The organism is Stutzerimonas stutzeri, assembly GCF_024448985.1.
Taxonomy (GTDB): Bacteria; Pseudomonadota; Gammaproteobacteria; order Pseudomonadales; family Pseudomonadaceae; genus Stutzerimonas; species Stutzerimonas stutzeri_AP.
In genome coordinates, this window is the sequence record NZ_JAMOII010000001.1 from 563,354 (window position 1) to 584,671 (window position 21,318).

Genomic DNA, 21,318 nt, shown 5'->3' on the forward strand with positions numbered 1-21,318 from the left:
AATGAACTTTGAAACTATCTCTGTCATTGGTCTTGGCTATATTGGGCTGCCGACCGCAGCGGTTTTCGCTGCCCGCAAGAAAAAAGTCATCGGTGTCGATGTAAACGAACACGCGGTTACGACCATTAACCGCGGCGAGATTCACATCGTCGAGCCTGATCTGGATATGGTCGTGCACGCCGCCGTCACTGAGGGTTATCTTCGCGCTACTACCAAGCCGGAGCCTGCCGACGCCTTTCTGATCGCCGTGCCCACGCCATTCAAGGGCGATCATGAGCCGGACCTTTCTTACATCGAATCTGCCAGCAAGGCCATTGCGCCAGTGCTGAAGAAAGGGGATCTGGTCATTCTGGAGTCCACCTCACCCGTAGGTGCGACCGAGCAGATGGCTGCTTGGTTGGCTGAGGCTCGGCCGGATCTGAGTTTTCCGCAGACGCAAGGCGAAAATTCAGATGTGCGCATCGCTCACTGTCCCGAGCGTGTCTTACCTGGCCACGTACTGCGTGAGCTGGTCGAGAACGACCGCATTATTGGGGGATTGACCGCCAAATGCTCCGCAGCTGCCGCCGCGCTCTACAAGACCTTTGTGGAGGGCGAATGCATCATTACGAACGCCCGCACAGCCGAGATGTGCAAGCTCACCGAAAACAGCTTCCGTGACGTCAATATCGCATTTGCCAATGAGCTCTCCATCATCTGCGAAAAACTCGAAATTAACGTCTGGGAGCTGATCCGCCTCGCGAACCGTCATCCACGGGTGAATATCCTCCAACCTGGGCCCGGCGTAGGCGGCCATTGTATCGCGGTTGATCCGTGGTTCATCGTGGCGCAATCACCAAGAGAAGCCCGGTTGATCCGCACCGCACGCGTCGTCAACGACAGCAAGCCGGATCTGGTAGTCGAGCAGATATCACAACATGCAAAAGCACGTAGCAACGATACCGTCTACTGCCTGGGCGCCGCATTTAAGCCGGATATCGACGACCTTCGTGAAAGCCCGTCCATGGGAATCATTCGCCGCCTGCTCGCTGCCGGTTTTACAGTCAAGCTCGTCGAACCCAACATTCAGGAGCTTCCGTCCGGTCTCGATAGTGGGCGCTGCAGCCTGGTCGGCTTCGAGGAATGCCTCGCCGAAGAAGGTAATGCCCTCGTTGCGATCCTCGTAGCCCATAAACAGTTTAAAGACTCCGAGCAGCTCAAGAGCAAAGCCTGTTTGGACTTCTGCGGCGTATTGAATCAAGGGCTCTAATGATGGCAACCACTTTGCACGAACATCCGTTTAACGGCGAGCAACAACAGGGCAAAGTGGTTGCTTTGTCTATCGGAACCAAGCACTACAGTATCTATTTGCCTAACGCCGATATTGACTACATACAGAAAAAGATAAGCACCGAACTCCAGCCTTATGAGCTGGAAATGCTCCAGGACATACAGGCAAACGTATCCGCAGGGGACTTGGTGCTGGACGTTGGCGCGAACATCGGTAATCACACTCTTTATCTCGCCGCGATAGCAGAATGCAAAGTAGTCAGCTTTGAGCCCAATTCCTCGCTGATCGAGGCAATGCGTCGCAGCGTGGAAATCAATCAATTAAGTGAGCGCGTGACGCTGATGCCCTATGGAGTAGGGCATACGGCAGGTAAAGGACACTTCGCCGCGCTAATGGAAGAGAACCTCGGCGGGCAGAGCATCGAAGTAGGCGAGGGCGATATTCGTATCGTTGCGCTCGATGAGCTTGAACTACCTGGGCGCGTGAGGTTGATCAAGGTCGATGTGGAGGGCATGGAGCTGCCAGTGCTGGAAGGCGCTGTAGGATTGATAGAAAAAGACCGGCCGCTTATCTATGTCGAGTGCATAAATGCGGACCACTACAAAACCATTTCCACTTGGATGGAAAGCCACGGTTACGTGTACTGGGATACATTTAACGCCACTCCGACACATCTCTTCCGGCCAGCAGAGAGCGTTTCGCTCGACATGCGCCTCGCACGGCTTCAACACCATGACGTTCTAGCGAACTACCAGAACGCACAGCTGCTGAAAACAACGCGTGACAACCTTGCCAACGCCAACCAGAAGTATCGTGAAGCCTGCCAGCGAATCGATGTATTGAAGGAGCAGCTTCACAGCAGTGACACGCGCCAACAAGAGCTAAAGGTGAAGTTGAGCGAGCGGCAGCAGGAACTTGAAGCGGCCCGGCAGGATGTCGAACAGATGCGCCAGCGCCTGCATCAGGCAGAGCGGGAATACACCGCAAGACTCGATGAACTCGCGTCGACAATGACAGACATCGCTGCCGAGAAGGCCCGAGGGCGGGCGCATGAACAGGAACTCGGGGCGCAACTCGCCGAGGCCAGACGGGCGCTGGAGTCCGAGCGCGCTCGTAGCAGCCTGCTGGAAAAAAATCTAGCCGAGCGTGAGCAACTGGCTACGCAGCAGGTCGCAGAGCTAGCCGTGCATCGCGAGCACAGTGCCGAGCTGCGCGCCGCTTATGACGCGCTCAGCGAAGAGCTGGAACGATTCAAGGCTCAATATGACGAAGAGCTGCGCAACGGGCAGTCCATCCGGGAGCTCCTGGAGGCTACCCAGGAGCACGGACTGGAGAGCCGGCGCCAACTGGAAAATGTACAGGACGCCTGGAACAGCGAACGCAAGGTGTTCATCGAGCAGGTTTCGCTTCTCAATCAACGGGTGGATACCAAAGCCGGTTTATTGCAGCAGCGCGAGCATGGCGTAGCGTTGTTAGAAGCCGAGCTCGAGCAGGAAAGAGAGCAGCACGAGAAGCTGATTCAGGAGCACAGGAGCACAACAGTCCATATCGAAACGATCGAGCAGCAGCTTGTCAACGAACAGACGGCCAAAAAAGCGCTGGAAAGCGTATTGGCCAGCACTGAAACACATGCGGCGCAGCTACAAGCAAGGCTCGATGAGTTTCAAGCGAACGACCGACAACATGAGCTGAAGGAACGAGTTTCCCTCTTGGAAGCAGAGTTAGACCGCTCCAGAGAGGATGCAAAAAGAGCATGTGGGGAACTCGTTGCGGCTCACGAGCAGCAGCTCACTGAAGAGCAGGTGGCCAAAAAAGCGCTGGAAAGCGTATTGGCCAGCACTGAAACACATGCGGCGCAGCTACAAGACAGACTCGACGAACTTCAGGCAAACAACAAACAAGAAGAATTGAACGCAAAGATCGCCTTGCTGGAACTGGAGCTGGACCGCGTCACGGGGGAGGGGAACAAATTGCGGGAAGAATTGATAGCAGGGCACAAACAAAGCGAAGAGCAACGCCGTAATGGCCACGAGGCGGAACTGGCGGAGCTGCGTCGAGCGCTGGAGCAGCAACAGGCTCAGATCAAGTCCCTGACGCAGGAGCTCAGCAAGGAAAGTGACAAGCGCCGAGTCGCCGAGCAGAGATTGATCCAGGCGCGCGCCAGCATGACCTATCAGCTCGGCTATCAACTAAAGAACGCCAGATCGCTCGGCGGTTTAGTGCGCCTCCCAATTTCATTAGCTCGGTTGTATCGGCAGGCAAACAAGCAGCGCCAATCTCGCGCCCGCCAGCCTGCCACGATCGAAGCGCCGAAGGTTTTCGAGCATGCACCCGCCGATAGGCCAGTCGAACCAGAAGTGCTCGCCGATGCCAGGCAGTCCGCCGCTTTGCTGCCGCAGCGCATGGCGCAAGGTCAGCTCAAGATCGCCTGCATCATGGATGATTTCACCTTCGGCTCCTATCAGCCCGAAGCGCAGCTACAACAGCTCACGCCGACAGCCTGGCAGGCAGAACTCGAAGATTTCCAGCCAGAGCTGCTGTTCATCGAGTCCGCCTGGCGTGGCAAGGATGAACTTTGGGGTAGCAAGGTAGGCCACAACGCCAGCGAATTGCAGCAGATCGTGCGCTGGTGCAAGACGCGCGGCACCCCCACGATGTTCTGGAACAAGGAAGACCCGGTTCATTTCGAAACCTTCCTGACCACGGCCAAGCAGTTCGACTTCGTGTTCACCACCGACATGGACTGCATCCATCGTTACAAAGCCGCATTGGGGCATGACCGCGTCTATTTCCTGCCGTTCGCCTGCCAGCCCAGTGTCCACAACCCCATCGAACTCTACGAGCGCAAGGATGCCTTCTGCTTTGCCGGTGCTTACTATGCGCGTTATCCCGAGCGGACGCGGGATCTAGGCAACTTCGTCGCGAAGCTGCCCGAATTCCGCCCCGTGGAAATCTATGACCGCAACTACGGCAAGAACGACCCCAACTACCAATTCCCGGCTGAATATCAGCCATTCATTGTCGGCACGCTGCCCTTCTCGGAAATCGATCGGGCCTACAAGGGCTATCGCTACGCGATCAACCTGAACTCCATCAAGCAATCGCAGACCATGTTCGCCCGCCGCGTGTATGAGCTGCTGGGCTGCAATACCGTCACCGTCAGCAACTACTCACGTGGCGTACGCCTGATGTTTGGTGACCTGGTCATCACCACCGACAGCGGCGAAGAAATGGTGCGCCGACTGCAAGCGCTGGCGGGTGATGAAGAGAGTAGCGGCAAGCTGCGTCTGGCCGCCCTGCGCAAGGTCATGCTTGAGCACACCTATGAGCAGCGCCTGAACTACATCGTGGCCAAGGTGAGCGGTACATCAGTAGCCAATCCGCTGCCTGATGTAGCCGTCCTCGGCTACGCGCGTAGCGAGGAGCATCTGCAAGCCGTCCTTGCTAACTTCCAACGGCAAACCCACACGAGCAGCATTCTCTACCTGGTCTTGGGGCGCAAGGTTCAGCAGCCCACCGGAAAAGACACGCGTGTTCATTTCCTTCGTCGCAAGGAGCTCGAAGGCAAGTGTATCGGCGACGTGATTGGCAATGCGGAGCTCCTGGCCGGCATGGTTGCCGATGATTACTACGGCCCCAACTACCTGCTGGATATGGCCATTGCCACGCGCTATAGCAGCGCGAATGCCTTTGGCAAGGTAACACGCTACAACTACGTAGAAACCGGTATCGAATTGCTGGAGCCAGGCCGCGCCTACCACAACGCTGGCTCACTGCAGCTGCGCAGTACCGTAGTGCGTGCCCAGCTTTTAGCCGCGTTCGACTGCTTCGATTGGTGCCGAGCTTTGTCGAGTAGCCGCTATGGCGAAGGCTCGTTACTGGCGGTCGACCCCTTCAATTATTGCCAGGGTGGTGCTGCGGCCGAAATGGATGCAGTTCATCAGCGCGTCGACGACCTTTCGCTGGACACCGGCTTCACCATCGAAGAGCTGCAGGCACGCGCGGAACGCATCGCTCCAGCCGAACAAGGTGCGATTGATGTACCGGAAATACGCCTCCAGCAACTGCAGGAAACCTTCGGGCCTTGCAAAAGCAGCAACGTCTCCTTTCAGATGGAGGAGCACGGCTGGCTGGTAACTTCCACGCTGGAGGATGGCAAGCATGAGTATATCTACGCCGCACGGGACCTGACGCCTGAGGAGCTGGGTGGCAAGGAGCAGCTGAAGTTCTTCCTCGATGTAACCCCCGGGTTGAATCTTCAATTGGTCATGCTTTTCCTCGATGCGCAGAAACAGCGTATCAGCCACGTGATCAAACATGCCAACCGCAACAAGGTGGTGGATGTACCGCCAGAAACTGCTTTCATCCGCATGGGCTGGCGCGTATACCAAGGCGGCTGCGCGGAAATCAAAGGCCTGCTGCTCGGCCACAAGGATCTGCAGCCCGCTGAAATGCTGGGCCAGGCAGAGCACTTGCTGATCACCAACCACTACCCCAGTTATGAGGATCTCTACCGCAACGGCTTCGTCCATAGCCGGGTGGCAGCCTATCGCGAGCGTGGCGTGAATGTGGACGTGTTCAGGCTGCGTAAAGACGACGCAGCGACATATCATGAGTTTGAAAATATAGACGTGATTACGGGCTCCCAGTCCACGCTCAGGAAATTGTTGGACTCAGGTCGTTATCGAAACGTACTGGTGCATTTCCTTGATCCTGATATGTGGGAAGTCCTAAAAGACTACGTCGATCGGCTCAATGTGATTGTTTGGGTGCATGGCGCGGAAATTCAGCCTTGGTGGCGCCGTCAGTTCAACTTCAAGACCGAAGAGCAGCTGCAAGTGGGCAAGTTGCAGAGCGAGCAGCGGCTGAGCTTCTGGTCAGGTCTGCTCAAGGAAATGCCGGCCAACCTCAAACTGATCTTCGTGTCGCACTTCTTTGCTGAGCAGGTGATGGAGGACCTTGGTTTCCGGCTTTCCGAAGAGGACTATCGAGTTATACATAATCCGATCGACACGGTCCTGTTCAACTATATTGAGAAGCCAGTTGAGCAGCGCAAGAAAATTCTGTCCATACGCCCCTACGCATCGGCAGTGTATGCAAATGATCTGAGCGTTAAGGCCATTGAATTGCTGTCAACGAAGCCTTGGTTCCATGAATTGGAATTTCGAATGATTGGCGAGGGCCCGCTGTTCGAGGAAACGCTGAAGCCACTGGAAAATTATCCCAATGTGAAGATCGAACGTAGATTCTTGCCGCGCAGCGAAATTGCCGTTCTGCACAAGGACTATGGTTTGTTCCTTTGCCCCAGCCGCATGGATACCCAGGGGGTTTCACGGGATGAGGCTATGGCATCGGGCTTGGTTCCAGTGACCAATGCCGTAGCGGCCATTCCGGAGTTCGCTGATGAAGGTTGTGCCATCCTAGCGCCCGAAGAAGATTATGCCGCGATGGCGGAAGGTATTGCCCTGCTGGTGGAGAATCTCCAGTTGTTCAGCGCCATGTCGAAGGCCGCAGTCAAGCGGGTTGAGGAAAAAACGGCAGCGGATCTGATCGTCGAACAGGAACTCGAGCTTTTTTGGGATTGAACTAATTATCAACAGGCTCTGTAACTGCCTACGGATAAAGAATCAGTACATGTGCGGCGTGGGGGAGCGCTATGCCTGTCCACTTTTTAGGCAAGGTATATTGGAGCGGTTCGTATGCTTAGTCCATTGCGATAACCAATTAGATGCCGTGCTTATTTAGGATACTCCGATGAATTGCCAAACACGCGATTCGAGACTCTCTATCGCTCGAACACCAATGAGAAACACTATTGCTATGCTGTTTTCGTATGGTCATTACAAGTTTTAAGTTGTCTTTTGAGACACGCAGCCAGTACGAGCTTATAAAAAGGTTTTTGCATGAGATTTGTGATTTTTGGTAGCAGCGCTAGTCGCGATGTGTTTGAACTTGTTGATAGAGGCGCTTGCGTTCTGGTCCGATATTTCGCAAGGAGCTCGCTTGGCAGTGCCTATGCCGAAGGCAAGGTTGTGGATGTGGATGTTTCCAAGATTACTTCGGCTTTTCAGCGTGGGCTTGTTTGTGCCGATTTAAATAAGGAGTTCAGGGGTTTCTTGGATTCTAGCGATTTCGACTGCCTGATCTACGACCCGATCGACGAGCGGTTCGATCTTCTGTTGCTTAAGGGCGAGAAGGTTTGCACGCTCTCGAATGAGTTCAAGCAAGTCTATGAGGACAAGGGCGAGGTCGGTGGACGTCGCCTGAAATCGGGCTCGGAGGAGTTTTACGCATGCTGGGAAAATGGCTGGAGCGCCTTGATAGCGCAACTGGACAGCCTGGGCAAGCGTGCGGCACTACGTATCAACAAGGTGTTTTGGGCGGAAAGAACCGAGGCGGGCGATGATTTCCGGCCGGGCCACGATGCCGACGGGATCAAACGCGCCAATGAATTTCTGGAGAAGATTTACTCGCGGATGTCGAGGGATCTCACGCCGGAACAGTTCTTCGAGTTTCCTCAGGGACTAATGGTCGGTGCCTGCGAGCATAAATGGGGGAAAAGCCCATTCCACTATGTGGAGGCCTACTATCGCAAACTGGCCAACGTGCTGGAGGTTCTGGCTGATGGCGCTGAGGGTGTTGCCACTGGTAAGAACACGGCACATCGATCAAGCTTCGAGAGTTGTGTTGTCGAGCGCAAACTCGAGAAGTCTTCAGTATTCGGTGTGCGGAGTGGTCGATTCATTGATGCTGCGGGCGAGGAAACCAGCAATATAAAGGTGGCCGGGAAGGGCAAGACAAGATTATGTGATGACCATGTGCTCTCCGAGTTTTCGGGGAGGGCGGGCAGTTTCGAGTTGCGCCTTTTGCTAGATGAGCCTGTCGTTTACGGCAACGGCATTTCCGTCTGTTACCGGATCAGTGGCTGGCAGGAGATCAAGTATCTGGCCATAGGCTATACGGTTGGAAGTGTCTTTCGTCATGTGAAGTTGCCCAACTCCCGGCAGGACACTTGGGAAGACTTGAGTTTTTCGATTGACGATCTGATCTATGGCTTCCAGAACAAGTGGATATTGCCCGAGCCCAGCCAGCAGATTCAGGATATCCGCCTCTATGTGAAGGGCACTCCCGGCGAGGCCGGTGCGCAAATTGGTTGCAAGTGGGGGGCTGCATGGCAAGAGTTGCCCTACTCGGTAGAGGATTTCCCATTTCCCCGGCAGCGGGGAGAAAATAGTGCACCTTCGCCCAAGCACGATGTGGTCGATGCCATTGTTCGCTATATAAAAGACTGCAATGTAAGTCTTGAGAAGCATGCGCGGGAATTCCTGGACTACGGTCGCCTTCCCTTGAATGGCGATAAGTACCTTTCTTGGGGTATTGAACAACCACTCCCGGATGCCCTGGAAGAGTCCGGCACCTATCGCTACCTGTGGCATTCGATGCACCCGGCGCGGACGCTGATTGTATATGGCAAGGAAAACTCTGATCTGAGGGCAATATTCGCGGCACGCGATTACATGTCTGCTTGGCTCGACAGGAGCTATTTCAGTCCCGATGCTGATATCAAGTTCACCTGGTACGATCACGGAACTGCTGAGCGCCTGCTGGCTTTTCTGCTCATGCATGAGGTGGGGCGTGAGTATTCGTTCGACTTCCGCTTCATGTCACGGCTCCGAAGTGCGATCTTGAAGCATGGCAATCTGCTGGAATCAGAGGCATTTTATGCCGCTCACCAGCCTACGCGCTATCACAACCATGCCTGGTTCCAGGATATGGCGCTGATTGCCGCAGGGCAGATCATGGTGGATTATCCGTGTGCCGATCGCTGGTTGACTAAAGGCGTAGCCAGACTGACCGATCAGCTAGAGAACCTGCTGGTTCGCGATCAGGGGTATGCAATTTTCGTCGAAAACTCCATCGGCTATCACCATGGTATCCAGCACCTGGCGAAGTTTGCCGGGAATTTGACCAGTGCTTCTGGGCGGGATTCGCTGATTCCCCAGGTCGCCCAAGAATTGAGCAGGTGGTCGGATTTTCTGCGCTATCCGGATAACAGGAGTCCTACGCATGGAGACACCTTCCGTCTGCCGAATGCAACTGAGGAGCCTGTGCGGAGAGGGCAGCCGTATAGTGATCCGCTCTGTCTTGTCTTGGATAAGGCCGGATATGCTGTGGTGAAAGGCAATCAAGAACACTTGCCGTTCATGCTATGCATGTTTGCGACGTCAATCTGCAAGACGCATAAGCATGAAGATAACCTGTCGATTACTTTGTTCTTTGATGGCGTTGAGTGGCTGATTGATCCTAGCTTCTTTTCGCATGAGTATTCTAATAGCGAGCCGGCTTTCCTTAAAAGTGCAGCCGCGCACAATGCGATATGTATAGATGGAGTCGAGTATGATATTTCGCCAGGATTGGCTTTTGTGTCTGGCGCGTGTGCTGAAGGTTGTTACTCGATAGAAGGTAGGCATTGTTCATACAAAGAAACGGAGATAAGTCGGTCTGTCAATGGGCGATTGGACGCTCTCGATATTTCGGTAATAGATAAAGTGACTTCGCTAAAAAAGCGGACGGCTAAGTTGGTCTTTAGCCTAGGTGAGGGGGTCTTCGCTACGGCACAAGGAAGCTCTATCTGTCTGAGGCATCAGGCATCAAATTACGAGTTGGAGATAGAGATTTTGAGCGCTGGTATTCGATCAGAGATCGTGCCAAGTATCGCTGGAGGCGGATTCATGCAGTTTTCGGAAGTTCAGCGAATTTGCCTCGATGTTCCATCGGAGACAGGTGAGATCGTTTGGAAGCTTCGAGCGGTAGATGTCGCGGATATTTAATCTTCTTAGTCAGTTTCAGAGCAGCATTGTCTCGTGGAGTAGTCCAGTTTGGCTGGCTTTACAAATGGTTAGGTTGCTTCGCTCCGTGCAGAAGTTTGGAAAAGGAGCAGAGTTTAATTTTCTAAAAAGGAGAGAGTCGTTGAAAAGAGTATTAGGGTTATGTGCGGCGGCCTTATTAGTTGGCTGTGATACGGGTGCGGGCCAGAGCACTGCGCCTAAATCACTGCCGGTGGCAGCGAACTACTTTTCGAAGAATGCCATTTATTTTCCTGACGGCGCGGGCCTCCAGTTTAGCGGCAAGTTACGGAGCTATGTGCTGGTAGAAGATGAGAAGGGTAAGTTTGATCGTTATGTCTTTGAGTTTCCCGAGGATGTAATGACAGTTGAGGGTGCGGTTTTTGCAACACTCGCTAAAAGCGGTTATCAGCGCAAAGTACGCCGTGAAGATGCGAAGAGCTTCGTTGTCGACTATATAAAAGGGGGCTCTGCGCCAGTTACTATGATCTATGAGCGAGTACCGGCCAGCAATGACATGGAGGCTTTTTCTCGACTAAGAGTAAGCTGGAAGAATATCTGATAATGTGTACAGGCCCTTCACTGAGGGGCCATTTTTGAGTGCTGGGAAATGAAAGTTCTGTCTGCGCTGCGCTGGTTTGCTTCTGTCGGGTTTAAGGTGTTTCGTGTCGTGCCTTGGGCTACCAGTCTGGGCGTGGTGTGCACGCTGGCGTCACAGGTTGCCTCTTTACTGGCGGCACTATTGCCGTTAAAAGTGATCATTCTGCTCGGCTCTGAGCGCATCCCCTCATATTTTCCCGAACTCCTGCAGGCATATGGCAAGACGGTGCTTATTGTAGGGCTTGGTGGGGCGGCCTTAGTTTTTTTTGCTGTTCATCTTTTGGCTGAATGGTTTATTGCCAGATTAGCGTCCTTTGGTGCGCGTGAGCTTATTTCAAATAGTCGTAAGCTAGCCTTGTTCGAAAATCAGGAATTATTGCTTACCAAGGCGTATCAGCGATTCGCAGAGGCTTTAGCCGGTGGTGTATTTCTTGGGTTTGCTGGCTTGGCGCTTGCCTGGATATATCCGCTGCAGGCAATATTCGCCGGTAGTTATACCATAGTGGTATGGCTAGTATTGGTAATTACTCAGCGCTTGGGCAAAGTTTGGCGGGAACAGCAGGTTGGTGAGTTCATCCGTTTGGTCGGTGTGCTGGCCAATATCGGTTTTTTTTTGATCTTTTCTGCCATCGTTTTCGATGTGCTAATGGGTACCAATGTCTCGGTTTTTTGGGCCATCGTCACACTGTTGTTGGTAAGGCAATTGTTTCGCCGTCTGACTTCGCTCGTAGGAGACATCGCCAATTTGTATTCGCAACGACTGCAACTAAATGCGCTGTTATTTCATGGGCATCTATATGCGGGTAATGTGGTATCGGAAGATTCGAGCGGACTATGGACTCTCGCGGATCCCGAATCCTACACCGGCTGGTTAGTGCCCCTGGTTGAGCGTATCTCGGGGCCGGTGACGGTACCACTAGAGGTGCGTTGGGTGCAGTCTGGAATACCCGATATACTAATGGGGATAATACATATCGGGCCGGAGCCGAAGCAGTGTTATTTGGTCAAGTTGTACGGCGAGAATCGTAATTCGCTGGCACGACACGAAGCGAGCCTGTTTGGTAACGTTGGCGAAGTTTCCGCGCCTTTGCCCCGTATACGTTTGGTTGAGCAGGTCGCGAGCTTCAATTGCCATTTTTTTGATTGGTCTACGGTCGATAAGGTTACTCTACGTGAAGCAAAAAATGCGGCGATGAAAGTGACAGCGGGTTTGTTTAACAGTCGACCTTCAGCTTCTCTCGTCGATATGTATGCTCGTTCACGTCCGATGCTATGGCAGAGACTCGACGATAAGCCTCTGGAGCGACTTCTTCTTTTTGCGTGCGAAACCGAAACTTTCTCGCTACAGCGTTTTGTCGACCAATTAAACTCGATAAAGTCAAGGCTTGAGGCGATGCCATTGGCGATCGTTGCCCCGGATCTCCCACAGGATGCTCTATGGATTGATAGGCATGGAGTCGTCTCGGCTTCGCAATGGGTATTCTGGACGCTTGAGCCAGTGGGGGCTGGTTGGCCTACCAACGAGCAGGCTCTGCCATTATTGCCGGCGGCTTTTGAAAAGGCGCAGGGCCTGCGTACCGATCTAAACACAATAACCGTCAAACACGCTGAGTTGGCGGCGCTGATGTTCGCTTTCGACAAGGCTTGTCAGCGCCAGGCATATCGGACTGCGATTGAGCTTGTTGAGCCAATACTGAGTGCCTACGACGACTTAGATGGTCAAGCTCCCAAAGGAAGACGAGGTGACAGTGCGTAGGTCCGTATTGGCTGCTTGTGGCCTGTTTGTTGTCGTAATGGTAATGGCAGGCGCAATCTATTTGAACGGGACCGGTGCCACCCCAACTCCATGTGAGTGGATCGATAGTGGGCGTTCGGCTCAATCCTGTGCTACTTCCGATGTGTGGGATGGGATGGCGAAGCAAGCCGAGCGGGCCCCATCCGTTACCGCTCGAAACGCCAATATCGCAGTTACGCGCGGCGCGGTAACCCAGGCTCGCCAATTGTGGGAAACAGGTTTCGTCCCGGCGGGGCGTGATGTGGCCCCTTGGCCGTTCCAGCTCCCACTGGATTGGAACGCCGATCCGTTCAAGGATCGCAACTGGCGCTATCAACTGCACGCTTGGCGCATGCTAGACCCTCTTCTCGGAGCCTGGGAGCAGAGTGGCAATACCAACTATTTGGACGATACGTTGCGCATCGTATTCGATTGGTACGAATACCATGCAGTTCGCGGGCAGAAAAGCGACTACCAGTGGTATGACATGGCGGTCGGCCTACGGGCGATGAAACTGGCCTACCTTGTTCAACGTGCATTCGAAGGTGATGTGCAGCTCGATGATGCGGGGAAGGAGAAGCTTATTCACTTGGCGTGGTTACACGCTCAGAGCCTGATGGACAAACGCTTGCTTTCCAAGGGTAATCATGGACTGTTCCAGCTGCACGGGCTGATGGCGCTATGCAGTGTTGTACCTTCTATCGAAACCTGTGCTGGTGCACGGGATTTCGTAGGGGTGGAAATGCAGGATTTGCTGTTACGGCAATTCAGTTCCGAGGGTGTGCATCTAGAAAACGCACCTGAGTACCACTTCTTCGTTTACAACACCGTCAAGCGCTTTATGGATACCGGCTGGTACGAGCAGTTCGGCTTCATCCGCGAACTCATGGAGCGAGTTGAGCAGAATAGGGTATGGATGGTGCACCCTGATAAAACGATCGTGACGGTGGGCGATTCGGAGCCAAAGCCAGTGAATATCGACTGGCCTGAATCGTCCGACAGTTGTCGAGACGTGAAAGCCTCCTGCTATTTACTCCGGAATTTCGAGGAGTCCGGGTATGCAATCGTTCGCAGCGATTGGGCGGTGCCGGCGCAGAAGGCCTCCATGCTGTTTTTCATGGGGATGTTTTTCCAGACGGGGCATAAGTTGCCTGATGATCTCAGCTTCGAGTGGTTTGATCAGGGCGAGCGGATATTGACTAATGCGGGTAAATATTCATATAGCAAGGGTCCGTTTCGCGACTACGTCACCTCGACTGCTGCCCATAACACGGTCGAGGTCGATGGCAGGACACCGAAGCTGTCAGAGGCTACGCGTTACGGCTCGGCGATCAAGGACGCCAGGGCCATGGGCGAGACTTTTCTGATTCGTGGTGCAGTACCACGAGAGGAGGGCATAGAGCAGGAGCGCCTGGTGTTGTTTACGCCTCAACGCTGGCTTGCGATTGTTGACGTTTTGCAAGGGGATACATTGCATGAGTACACGCAGTGGTTTCATTTCGCGCGGCAATGGCGGCTCGAAAATACTGAAGGTGACATGCGGTTGGTGAGTTCGTCGGGGCGTACGGTTCTGGTTCGGCCCCTTTCAGGCGCGCAACTCGTTGCTCCACGAGGCCAGAAGCAGCCGAAGCTTCAAGGCTGGGTAACGGAAGGCTACGGGACTATGGTTGACCGTCAGGCGCTCGGCTTCACTGCCGGTGGGCGCTCGGTTCGCCTTGTCACGCTTTTCGGCTTTGATGAAGCGGCCCTTGATGAGGCAAGCGCTGCGGCGGCTCTTCATGTGCCAGCAACTCAGCCCTCTTCGGATGTGAATTAAGGCTGGTCTGTGAACGATGCGAGGAGCTTGCCGCGGCACTTCCTCTATCATTTGAACCCTTTCGGCATTTTCTAGTCTCTGATTGGTTCATTTCAGGAAGGGCCTTTATCGGCCACTTTTATTGGGAGGTAATGTGGCTCAAGTGGCCATGGTCGTCTGGAACGAGTTCCGCAATGATGCGCGAGTTCTGAAGGAAGCAGAGACACTATCTACGGCGGGCCATCAGGTCACCGTTCATGCCTTGCACACACCTGGAGTTACGCAGGAGCGTGAAGTACTTTCGAGTGGGGTGTGTGTCGTACGAGTTGCTCGCAGTCCGCTATGGAAATGGCGCAAAGGAAACGGTCATGTGGACCCAGCGGTGGCTCCGGTAGTCAAGACGGCGGCGCCCGGGGCAAGCGGCCCGATTGGGCGGTTGAGTCCTTTCAAACAGGTGCTTCGCATATGTGCAAGATTGTGGACCCATGCGGGCTTGCTCTGGCACTTGACACGCTGCCGCGCCGATGTCGTGCATGCACATGACGTGAATACGCTTCCAACCGCTTGGCTGGCTGCGGTGTTTTCCGGCGCGAAGCTTGTGTATGACGCCCATGAAATCAGCACCAGCCGCGAAGGCTACTCTAGCTTCCGCAGGCTGGTTGCGGTGGTCGAGAAGGCGCTCATGCCGCGCGCGAATGGCACCATTACTACCACGGTGGCGCGCGCCAAGTTTTTCGCCCGGGCTTATGGGATCGAACGTCCGGTAGTGCTGCAGAATCGACCGCGACATCAGCAGTTTTTTTTAGCCTCCAACCGTATTCGCAAAGAGTTGGGGCTTGTTCGACCTTGGCCGATTATCCTTTACCAGGGCGGGGTGCAGCAGGGGAGGGGGTTGGAGCGGTTGGCGCGTGTGGCCGCTGACGTATCCGACGCTTACTTCGTCTTCATCGGCGGTGGGCGGCTCGATACCAGCCTGCGTTGTATCGTCGTTAAGTTGCAGCTGGAAGAACGAGTGCGCTTCATTCCTACGGTCGCTCTGGCCGAGCTGCCGAGCTATACCGCATCGGCTGATATCGGCGTGCAGCCGATCGAGAACACTTGCCTGAATCACTACACCACCGATTCGAACAAGCTTTTTGAGTATGTGCAGGCCGGGTTGCCGGTGGTTGCTTCGGATCTGCCCGAGATCCGCCGGGTGGTCAGGGAGCATGATCTTGGTCTGCTCGTTCCGCCCGGCGATAGTGCCGCGTTGAGCGCGGCATTGCGCGAGCTGGTTGCCAATAAGAGCAAGCGCCAGTATTACGCCGCTCAGTCACGCAAGGCTTCGGCGATCCTTAGCTGGGAGAGCCAGGAGCACGAATTGCTCGCATTGTACGAGAGGGTGTTGTCCAATCCCGTTCCGGCTTGACCAGCACTGTGTAATGCCTAAACGAATTCTGCTGCTGACATTTTTTTATCCCCCCGATCTTTCGGCGGGTTCTTTCCGCGCGCGGGCGCTGGTCCAGGCGCTGCGTGCACATGCTGGCGGGGCAGTACACGTCGATGTGCTTACCACACAGCCCAATCGCTATCACGAACATGCCAGCGAAACACAGGTTATCGAGAGCGGGGGCGACGTGCGGGTTCGGCGCATTCGGTTGCCCGCGCATCGCAGCGGTTTTCGGGATCAGGCGGTGGCTTTCGTGGCTTTTGCCTATCAGGCAATGCGCCATGCCAGCGATGGACGTTATGACCTGGTTGTCGCTACCTCCTCGCGGTTGATGACAGCTGTACTTGGCGCCTGGATCGCTTATCGCCAGGGCGCCCGGTTGTATCTGGATATCCGCGATATCTTTGTCGAAAACCTCGGTGAGCTTTTCTCTTCTCCTGTTTCCAAGATATTGATGATGGGGTTTGGCGCCTTGGAGCGCTGGGTCATTCGGCGTGCTGATAAAGTGAATCTGGTGACGGCGGGCTTTCTTGGGTATTTCCAACCGAAGTATCCGGAACGGCGCTTTTCGCAGTATACGAATGGTGTGGACGAAGATTTCGTTGACTTTCCGTTGTGTGGCTGCGGCGACACCGGTGCTGAACGGCCGCTGCAGATTCTGTATGCCGGCAACGTAGGGGATGGGCAGGGTTTGCACCGGATCGTTCCTGAGCTAGCGCAGTGCCTGGGTGGCGAAGTGCATTTTCGTATTGTGGGTGGCGGTAGTCGCTTACAGCTATTGCGAGAGGCTATAGCGGCTGGGGGGCTGGAGAATGTCGAACTGGTGGAGCCGGTGGCCCGAGAGCAGTTACTGAGCCTCTATCATCAGGCGGACGTGCTGTTTCTGCATTTGAATGACTTCAGGGCGTTTCGCCGCGTGTTGCCATCAAAGGTGTTCGAATACGCAGCCACTGGCAAGCCCGTATGGGCCGGTGCGGCGGGTTACGCCGCCGAATTTATTCATACTGAAATTTCCAATACTGCAGTATTCGCTCCCTGTGATAGTGCTGGGGCGATAGAGGCGTTGCGACGGCTGAAGCGGGAGCAGACGCCCCGCCCGGAGTTTGTCGCACGCTATGCGCGTAGTCGGATCATGCGCTTGATGGCTGCGGATGTACTTGAACTCGTCGAGGATGCCAACTGATGCGGGTATTGGTGACGGGGGCAAGTGGCTTTGTTGGTAAAGCGTTGGTGCGACGTATGGCGAGCAAGTCTGGATACTCGATTATTGCTGCCGTGAGAGTGTTCGAGCGTGGTGGGTTATCTTTCGAAGACTCGCATGATACGGCGGTGCGGTGGGTTGAGTTGGGCGATCTGGCTGGTGCCGAGCCTATTCCCGATTTGTTTGCTGACGTAGACGTGGTTGTCCACTGCGCGGCCCGGGTTCATGTGATGTATGAAGTGGATGCCGATCCGCTGGCGGCGTTCCGTGCTGTCAATGTGCATGGCACGTTAAAGCTGGCTAACGCAGCCGCTCAGGCAGGGGTCAAACGCTTCGTTTTTCTCAGTTCGGTAAAGGTACATGGTGAGAGCTCATCGTGTGGAAAGCCTTTCACCTCTGATGCCGCGCTTTGCCCGGTTGAGCCTTATGCGATATCTAAAATGGAAGCGGAAAAGGCGCTGCGGGAACTTGCAGCGGAGACGGGGCTGGAAGTGGTTATCGTGCGGCCCCCATTGGTGTATGGGCCGGGTGTCAGAGCGAATTTCCATAGCATGATGAAATGGCTTGATCGGAGCATTCCGCTGCCGCTTGGTGCCATACGAAACTGCCGTAGCCTCGTAGCGCTGGATAATCTGATCGATTTGATGATGGTTTGCCTGGATCACCCACATGCTGTCGGGCAGGCTTTTCTGCTCAGCGATGGAGAAGATCTTTCGACTACTGAGCTGTTACGTCGCCTGGGCATGGCGCTTGGAAAACCGGCGCGGTTGATCCCCGTTCCGCCTGGGTTGCTACGGGGTGCGGCTGTTCTGCTCGGCAAGCGAGCTGTGATGGAGCGCGTATGCGGTTCGCTGCAGATCGATATCGAGAAGACCCGAAACATGTTGGGATGGTCACCGCCGGTAAGTGTGGATAGTGCATTGGCATCGACGGCGGCTGCGTTTGTGGCGGGGCTTTGACAGGGTGCTGTGGGGCGGGGCGATGCGGCTTGAACCTGTTGGGCAGGCCTTGCCGCTTGCAATGGACGCGAGGGCGCGCCTCCCACTGATTTTGTGGCTCTTTTACTGCTTTTGTGGGCCCGACCCGGGGCGATGCTTTCCTAGGCTTCAAGCTTCAAGTAGGTCTTGTGCCAGCATCGCATCGTTGCGAAGGCGCGGCGTCAGCAAACACGATGGAGGCGATCGCTCCTGTGATCGGTGACTGCAAAACTATGGAGTTGAACGATGAGTGCCGTGTTCTGGTTGTTACCGCTGGTTTTCGGCGCTTCGTTTTTCTTGACCTGGGCGCTGCTACGTTACGCGTTGCGCCGTGATCTTATCGATATACCCAATGCCCGTAGCTCGCACGTTATACCCACCCCTCGGGGGGGAGGGGTCGCGATCGTTATCAGTCTGCTCGTCGTTTTGCCGATTATCGCCTCGATGGGGCTGATCTCATGGGGGGTAATGCTGGCTCTATGGGGCGCCGGCTGCGGTGTGGCGATACAGGGGTTTCTTGATGACCACGGTCATATCCCCGCGCGTTGGCGCCTGCTCGGGCATTTCCTGGCGGCAGTCTGGGCTCTATTCTGGCTCGGTGGTCTCCCCCCGCTGGAATTGTTCGGGCTAACGCTGGAGCTTGGTTGGTGGGGGCAAGCGTTCGCAGTGATCTGGCTCGTCTGGCAACTAAACCTTTACAACTTCATGGATGGAATAGATGGCATTGCGAGCGTTGAGGCATTGGCCGTCTGCCTTGGTGCCGCAGCGATTTATGCCTTGGTGGGCTTTCCGGACGATACACTTGTGCCTGTTTTACTGGCTACAGCGGTAGCGGGATTTCTCTTCTGGAATTTTCCACCTGCGCGGATATTCATGGGGGACGCGGGAAGCGGCTTTCTCGGCATCGTTATCGGCGTACTTTCAATCCAGGCCGCCTGGTTGGCGCCGCAACTTTTATGGTGCTGGTTGATCCTACTTGCGGTTTTTATCGTGGATGCGACCTGGACGCTGCTGCGTCGCCTGTTGCATGGTGACAAGGTGTACGAGGCTCATCGTAGCCACGCTTATCAGGTTGCTTCACGTCGCTTTGGAGCGCACTTACCGGTGACGTTGGGTGTTCTGGCTATAAACATTATGTGGCTGCTGCCCATCGCGCTGATGGTCGGGCTGGAGCGCTTGGAAGGGGCATTGGGTCTGTTGATCGCCTATGCTCCGTTGGTATGGATTGTCGCAAGGCTGAAGGCCGGGTACTCCGATGAGGGTCATACTCGGCTCTAGCATGAGTAGCGCGTTGATGAGCGCAGGCGCTTCGTGAGCGTCTCGTTACAGAACAGGGATTACGATGAGGTGCTGCCATGTTGAGATTGGCTGAAAAGTGGCGTCGACACCTTGTCCGATTACCTCGCAGGATCAAAAGGCTCGTTCAGGTTTCGACGGATGTCGTTCTGGTATGGATGGCGCTGTGGTTATCGTTCGTGGTCCGCTTGGGTGATGCGAAGTCGATTGATCCCTTCGGTGTGCATGCGTGGTTGTTTGCTATAGCACCGATTATCGCGATCCCCTTGTTCATCCGTATTGGTATGTATCGTGCGGTGATGCGTTACTTCGGCAATGATGCTCTGATGGCCATCGTCAAGGCTGTGACGCTTTCAGCGCTTATGCTTTCTTTAGCCGTTTACTGGTATCAGGACGCGCCGAAGGTCATTCCTCGTTCTCTGGTTTTGAACTATTGGTGGTTGAGTCTGGTACTGATTGGCGGGCTGCGGTTGGTCATGCGCCAATATTTTATGGGCCACTGGTTTGCGGCTGGGCAAACTCTGAACTTCAAACGATCGGATGCTGGTCTGGCGCGTGTAGCTATATATGGTGCAGGTGCAGCAGGCAACCAGTTGGTTGCGGCACTGCGAATGGGCAGGACGATGCGTCCGGTCGCGTTCATTGATGACGATCCGAATATCGCAAATAGGACCATCTCGGGACTTCGGGTCTACAAGCCAAAACACATTCAACAACTCATTAACGAGACGGCTGCACAACAAATTCTCCTGGCCATTCCCTCCGCATCTCGTGCGCGCAGACGCGAGGTGCTGGAAAGTCTGGAACCGTTTCCGCTGCATGTACGAAGCGTGCCGGGTTTCATGGATCTGGCGAGTGGCAGAGTAAAGGTAGAGGATCTGCAGGAAGTCGATATCGCTGACTTGCTAGGGCGTGATGCGGTACCCGCACGTCAGCAACTCTTCGAGCATTGCATTCGAGACCAAGTCGTATTGGTGACTGGCGCTGGTGGCTCTATCGGCAGTGAGCTATGCCGTCAGATCATTCGTACTAAGCCAAGAACCTTGCTCCTTTTTGAGCACTGCGAGTTCAACCTCTACCGTATCCATAGTGAGCTGGGAAGTAGGGCCGAGCGTGAGTCGCTTCCGGTGCGGCTGGTGCCAATTCTCGGCTCAATTCGAAACGGCATTCGCATGATTGATGTCATGCGCACCTGGAAGGTTAACTCCGTCTATCACGCTGCTGCCTACAAGCACGTCCCGATGGTTGAGCACAACATTGCCGAAGGGGTGCTGAACAATACGTTTGGAACGCTCTATACGGCGCAGGCGGCAATTCAGGCTGGCGTCTCGAATTTCGTGCTTATCTCAACCGATAAGGCGGTTCGGCCTACCAATGTTATGGGCAGCACCAAGCGCGTGGCCGAAATGATTTTGCAGGCCCTGAGTCGTGAGACCGCACCGGTTCTTTTCGCTGCCGAAGAAGGAGTTCATCATGTCAACAAGACCCGCTTCACCATGGTTCGCTTTGGTAATGTCCTGGGTTCGTCTGGTTCGGTAATCCCACGGTTTTATGAGCAAATTCGTGCTGGTGGGCCAGTGACGGTTACTCATCCCAAGATTACACGTTACTTCATGACCATCCCCGAAGCGGCGCAGCTGGTGATTCAAGCGGGTTCGATGGGGCAGGGCGGTGACGTATTCGTGCTGGACATGGGGCAACCGGTGCTGATCGCTCAACTGGCTGAGAAGCTAATTCGCCTATCGGGCCTTAGCATTCTTTCGGAGAAAAATCCTCACGGTGACATTGAGATCGAGTTCACCGGGCTGCGGCCGGGTGAGAAGCTGTATGAGGAGCTGCTGATCGGCGACAACGTGAGCCCTACCGAGCATCCGATGATCATGCGCGCCGATGAGGAGTACTTCACTTGGGATGCGCTGCGTAGTGCGCTGGCGAAACTGCTCAAAGCTGTCGAGCAGGATGACTATCCGCAGGTTCGGGTATTGCTGCGTGAGGTAGTGAGTGGTTATGTGCCTGAAGGTGAAATCGTTGATCTGATTTATCAGCAGCGGAAAGTGGGGCCGACGGAGTAGCGGGGAGCTGGGTTTTGGCGATAGCTTCAACCTGAAAGCAAAAGCTTCGCCCCGAGGG

At 54.8% G+C, this 21,318-nt stretch carries 11 protein-coding genes; all 11 read left to right on the forward strand.

Annotated elements, in window-relative coordinates:
- Position 1: 1 nt before the first annotated feature.
- The 11 genes from wecC to NA647_RS02780 all read left to right on the forward strand — a co-directional run bounded on the left by wecC (position 2) and on the right by NA647_RS02780 (position 21,260).
- Complete coding sequence (gene wecC / locus NA647_RS02730) at positions 2-1,249, forward strand: UDP-N-acetyl-D-mannosamine dehydrogenase (protein ID WP_256056279.1); 1,248 nt, start codon at positions 2-4, stop codon at positions 1,247-1,249.
- A complete protein-coding gene (locus NA647_RS02735) occupies positions 1,249-6,855 on the forward strand; it encodes an FkbM family methyltransferase (protein WP_256056280.1) in 5,607 nt (1,868 codons plus the stop codon). Before wecC ends, NA647_RS02735 begins: the two co-directional genes overlap by 1 nt.
- A gap of 318 nt (positions 6,856-7,173) precedes the next feature.
- A complete protein-coding gene (locus NA647_RS02740) occupies positions 7,174-10,101 on the forward strand; it encodes a DUF6270 domain-containing protein (RefSeq protein WP_256056281.1) in 2,928 nt (975 codons plus the stop codon).
- Positions 10,102-10,240: 139 nt separating this feature from the next.
- Positions 10,241-10,678, forward strand: coding sequence for a hypothetical protein (locus NA647_RS02745; protein WP_256056282.1), 438 nt, complete (start codon positions 10,241-10,243; stop codon positions 10,676-10,678).
- A gap of 48 nt (positions 10,679-10,726) precedes the next feature.
- Positions 10,727-12,472, forward strand: coding sequence for a hypothetical protein (locus NA647_RS02750; RefSeq protein ID WP_256056283.1), 1,746 nt, complete (start codon positions 10,727-10,729; stop codon positions 12,470-12,472).
- A 154-nt stretch (positions 12,473-12,626) separates the two neighbouring features.
- Positions 12,627-14,306 (forward strand): heparinase II/III domain-containing protein, encoded by a 1,680-nt coding sequence (locus tag NA647_RS02755; protein ID WP_256056284.1) that lies wholly within the window; start codon positions 12,627-12,629, stop codon positions 14,304-14,306.
- A 148-nt stretch (positions 14,307-14,454) separates the two neighbouring features.
- Positions 14,455-15,693: a glycosyltransferase family 4 protein gene (locus tag NA647_RS02760; protein WP_256056317.1), complete on the forward strand. Its 1,239-nt coding sequence runs from the start codon at positions 14,455-14,457 to the stop codon at positions 15,691-15,693.
- A gap of 13 nt (positions 15,694-15,706) precedes the next feature.
- Positions 15,707-16,897 carry a glycosyltransferase family 4 protein gene (locus NA647_RS02765; protein ID WP_256056285.1) on the forward strand — a complete coding sequence of 397 codons (1,191 nt, stop codon included), beginning with the start codon at positions 15,707-15,709 and terminating at the stop codon, positions 16,895-16,897.
- Positions 16,897-17,874 (forward strand): UDP-glucose 4-epimerase family protein, encoded by a 978-nt coding sequence (locus NA647_RS02770; protein ID WP_256056286.1) that lies wholly within the window; start codon positions 16,897-16,899, stop codon positions 17,872-17,874. The genes NA647_RS02765 and NA647_RS02770 overlap by 1 nt, the downstream gene beginning before the upstream one ends.
- Positions 17,875-18,138: 264 nt before the next feature.
- Positions 18,139-19,170: an MraY family glycosyltransferase gene (locus tag NA647_RS02775; protein ID WP_256056287.1), complete on the forward strand. Its 1,032-nt coding sequence runs from the start codon at positions 18,139-18,141 to the stop codon at positions 19,168-19,170.
- 77 nt (positions 19,171-19,247) lie between these two features.
- Positions 19,248-21,260 carry a polysaccharide biosynthesis protein gene (locus NA647_RS02780; protein WP_256056288.1) on the forward strand — a complete coding sequence of 671 codons (2,013 nt, stop codon included), beginning with the start codon at positions 19,248-19,250 and terminating at the stop codon, positions 21,258-21,260.
- Positions 21,261-21,318 lie beyond the last annotated feature (58 nt).